This window comes from Streptomyces pseudogriseolus, assembly GCA_002154585.1.
Taxonomy (GTDB): domain Bacteria; phylum Actinomycetota; class Actinomycetes; order Streptomycetales; family Streptomycetaceae; genus Streptomyces; species Streptomyces pseudogriseolus.
Genome location: MUNG01000605.1, coordinates 1 through 3,428 on the forward strand (window position 1 = coordinate 1; position 3,428 = coordinate 3,428).

At 70.5% G+C, this 3,428-nt stretch carries 5 protein-coding genes; all 5 read right to left on the bottom strand.

Annotation, left to right across the window (positions count from 1 at the left end; all coding sequences use genetic code 11):
- Positions 1–649: TetR/AcrR family transcriptional regulator (locus CCN29_RS33350; protein WP_107481767.1), on the bottom strand; the 649-nt coding region annotated here is incomplete at its 3' end.
- Positions 650–742: 93 nt separating this feature from the next.
- Complete coding sequence (locus CCN29_RS33355; RefSeq protein WP_086686222.1) at positions 743–2,080, bottom strand: dicarboxylate/amino acid:cation symporter; 1,338 nt, start codon at positions 2,078–2,080, stop codon at positions 743–745.
- 58 nt (positions 2,081–2,138) lie between these two features.
- A complete protein-coding gene (locus tag CCN29_RS36595) occupies positions 2,139–2,240 on the bottom strand; it encodes a putative leader peptide (RefSeq protein ID WP_373297253.1) in 102 nt (33 codons plus the stop codon).
- Positions 2,241–2,401: 161 nt separating this feature from the next.
- Entirely contained in the window at positions 2,402–2,719 is a 318-nt protein-coding gene (locus tag CCN29_RS33360; RefSeq protein ID WP_031021818.1) for a DUF4229 domain-containing protein, read from the bottom strand.
- Between the two features lie 108 nt (positions 2,720–2,827).
- On the bottom strand, positions 2,828–3,352 hold the full coding sequence (locus CCN29_RS33365; RefSeq protein ID WP_086686223.1) for a GNAT family N-acetyltransferase: 525 nt from the start codon (positions 3,350–3,352) through the stop codon (positions 2,828–2,830).
- Positions 3,353–3,428: the final 76 nt, after the last annotated feature.

Genomic DNA, 3,428 nt, shown 5'->3' on the forward strand with positions numbered 1-3,428 from the left:
CCCCGCCGTCGGCGGGCGGGGTCCAGTGCCGCCCGGCCATCAGGTCGCCGAGCCCCGCCCACGCGAAGTTCATCAGCGTGGTCGCCGCCTGCCGAGCGGTGACACCGGGGGTAACGTTGGCCCAGTCCGCGAGCGACTCCGCCGCCCCGACCAGCGCCTCCGCCAGCCCGGCCACCTCCGCCTCCCGCAGATCCGGGTCGCGGTGCGCCTCGCGCGCGGCGGCCAGGATCAACTGCGTCACGAACGCGACGATCTCCGCGCGCATCGCGGCCACCTCGGCGGCGAACACCTCACCGTGGGTACGCGCCTGGAGATGCAGCACCGCCCAGCCGTCGGGGTGCCGGGCGGTGTGCGTGAAGAACGCGGCGAGACCCGACCACAGCTGCCGGTCCGCCGGCAGCCCGGGCCGGGCCCCCGCGCGCACCGCCTCGGTGAGCGCCCTGGCCTCACGGCGGATGCACGCGGTGAACAGGTCCTCCTTGGAGTTCAGGTACAGATACACCAACGGCTTGGACACGCCCGCCAGTTCGGCGATCTCGTCCATCGACGCCGCCATGTACCCCCGGCTCCCGAAGGTGCGCACGGCTGCGTCCAGCATCTGCTGTTCACGGACCGCACGCGGCATCCGCTTCGTCTTCACGGCACCCATGGGACACAGCGTACGGTCAGCGGCAGGCGTGAGGCGTTGCCGCCGAGCTGAGCCGTTCGGACCGCGCCGGCGCCGGCGCGGTCCGAACAGTCGTCAGACGGCCGCGGCGACCGGGCGGGCGTCCTCGACCTCCGGGGTCTCGTCGGACTCGGGGGTCTCGTCGACCGGGGAGGCGTGAACCGAGTCGTACGCCTTCCGGTCGAGCAGGCCCTCGCGGGCCGAGACGACGACCGGGACGAGGGCCTGGCCGGCCACGTTCGTGGCCGTGCGGATCATGTCCAGGATCGGGTCGATGGCCAGCAGCAGGCCCACGCCCTCCATCGGCAGGCCGAGGGTGGACAGGGTGAGGGTCAGCATGACCGTGGCGCCGGTGAGGCCGGCCGTGGCGGCGGAGCCGACCACCGAGACGAACGCGATGAGCAGGTAGTCGCCGACGCCGAGCGGGACGTCGAAGATCTGCGCGACGAAGATCGCGGCGATGGCCGGGTAGATCGCGGCGCAGCCGTCCATCTTGGTGGTCGCGCCGAACGGCACGGCGAAGCTCGCGTACTCCTTGGGCACGCCCAGGCGCTCGGTGACCTTCTGGGTCAGCGGCATGGTGCCGACGGAGGAGCGGGAGACGAACGCCAGCTGGATCGCGGGCCAGGCGCCCTTGAAGAACTGCACCGGGTTGACCTTGGCGACCGTCGCCAGCAGCGTCGGGTAGACGCCGAAGAGGACGAGGAGGCAGCCGACGTAGATGTCGGCGGTGAAGGTGGCGTACTTGCCGATCAGGTCCCAGCCGTAGGTGGCGATGGCGTTGCCGATGAGGCCGGCGGTGCCGATCGGGGCCAGGCGGATGACCCACCACAGGGCCTTCTGGAGCAGCTCCAGGACGGCCTCGCTGAGGGTGAGGATCGGCTGGGCCTTCTCGCCGAGCTGGAGGGCGGCGATGCCGGCCACGGCGGCCATGAACACGATCTGGAGCACGTTCAGCTCGGTGAACGGCGTGATCACGTCGGTCGGCACGATGCCGGTGAGGAAGTCGATCCAGGAGCCGGTGTGCTCCGGTTCGGCGCCGTCCGCCGGGGTGAGGCCGGTGCCGGCGCCGGGGTTGGTGACCAGGCCGATGACCAGGCCGATCGCCACTGCGATCAGCGAGGTGATCATGAACCAGAGGAGGGTCCGCGAGGCCAGCCGGGCCGCGTTGTTGACCTTCCTGAGATTGGTGATGGAGACGAGGATCGCGAAGAAGACCAGCGGGGCGACGGCCAGCTTCAGCAGGCCGACGAACGTGCCGCCGACCTTCTCCAGGGTGGTGACCAGCCAGGAGAGGTCCTGGCCGCGGGCGAGCCAGCCGAGCAGGACGCCCAGGGCGAGGCCGATGAGTATCTGGGCCCAGAAGGGCACGCGGACAGACCGCTTCAACTGCGTGTTCGTGGACACGGACATGCTCCGGTAAGGGGGGACGCGTGAGGGATGTGACGTGGGACTCGGGTGCGGCGCGGTGTCAGGACGGACAGTTCGCGGCGGTGACCCGGCAGAGGTCCACGTGCAGGCGCGCCACGAGCGGAACGCTCCGGGGCGTGGGGAACACGGCTGCTGACTTCACCCGACGACCGTAACACCTGAACTTTGAGAACCTCAAAGCCTTACTTTGAAAGGTGTGACGGCAAACACACGCATAGAACGCAAAGCGCCCCGGTCTCCCTGGTGGAGGGAGCCGGGGCGCTGCGCGTGTGGTGCGCGGTGTGGCGGACGTTACGAGGCCTGCTACGACGCCTGCGCCTGGCCCGGGGTCTGGCCCTGCGCGCGGGCGGTGTCGTCGGCGGCGTCCTCCTGGGTGCGGTTGGCCTCCAGGTTGGCCTTGGCGCGCTCCACCCGGCGCACGATCCGCTCCGAGGCGCGGTCGCGTTCACCCCGGAGGACGACGAAGCTGATCGGCGCGGAGATCAGCAGGGCCAGCAGCACGATCCACAGGCCGTTGGAGTCGCCGAGACCGCGCGGCACCAGACCGGAGTAGACGAGGGCCCAGACGACGACGAGGCAGCCCACGAAGATCCCGAGGCGCATCAGCGTGTAGCGGAGCATCTCATCCACTCTTCCGTGCGTACGGTCAGAAACGTCCCTTGAGGGACGACGTCCAGTGAAGCACGAACGGTGGGCGATCTTTCAGCGGGGTGCGGGGCCGTACGGCGCTCAGGAGAGCGTGAGCAGCATGATCACGTCGTCGCGGTCGTCGCCGGGCGCCACGCGGATCGCGTCCGGGACGCGGCCGACCTCCTTGTAGCCGCAGGAGGCGTAGAAGCACTCCAGGCCGAGACCGCCGCGGCAGCCGAGGCGGATCGCCTCCACGCCCTCCATCGTGCGGGCGGCCCGCTCGGCCTCGGCGAGCAGGTCACGGCCGTACCCCTTGCCCTGGTGGCGGGGGTGGACCATCACCGTGTAGAGCCAGATCCAGTGGGTCATCAGGGGGTGGGTGTTGCGCGTGAGAAACGCGGTGGCCGCGACGCGGGCGTCCTCGTCGTGCCCCACGACGAGGCGGGACCGGCCCTCCGCCATGTCCGTGAACTGCCGCAGCAGGGCGGGGCGGATGTCCTCCCGCGTCACCGGCGCGACGAAGCCGACGGCTCCGCCGGCGTTGGTGACGTCGGTCCAGAGGTCGAGGATGCCGTCGCGGAGGGTGGGGGTGATGTCGGGGTCCGGGGTGAAGGTAAGGGGCATGCGGGGATGGTAGCCCTTACCTGTCAGAGGCGCAGTGCTTTCGGGTCACAGAGCAGAGGTGCAGCCACGTACGGGC

What these genes read in the sequence shown, in the direction of transcription:
- CCN29_RS33365 (WP_086686223.1), bottom strand. Translation starts at nt 3,352, where the DNA reads ATGCCCCTTACCTTCACCCCGGACCCCGACATCACCCCCACCCTCCGC.
- CCN29_RS33355 (WP_086686222.1), bottom strand. Translation starts at nt 2,080, where the DNA reads ATGTCCGTGTCCACGAACACGCAGTTGAAGCGGTCTGTCCGCGTGCCC.
- CCN29_RS33360 (WP_031021818.1), bottom strand. Translation starts at nt 2,719, where the DNA reads ATGCTCCGCTACACGCTGATGCGCCTCGGGATCTTCGTGGGCTGCCTC.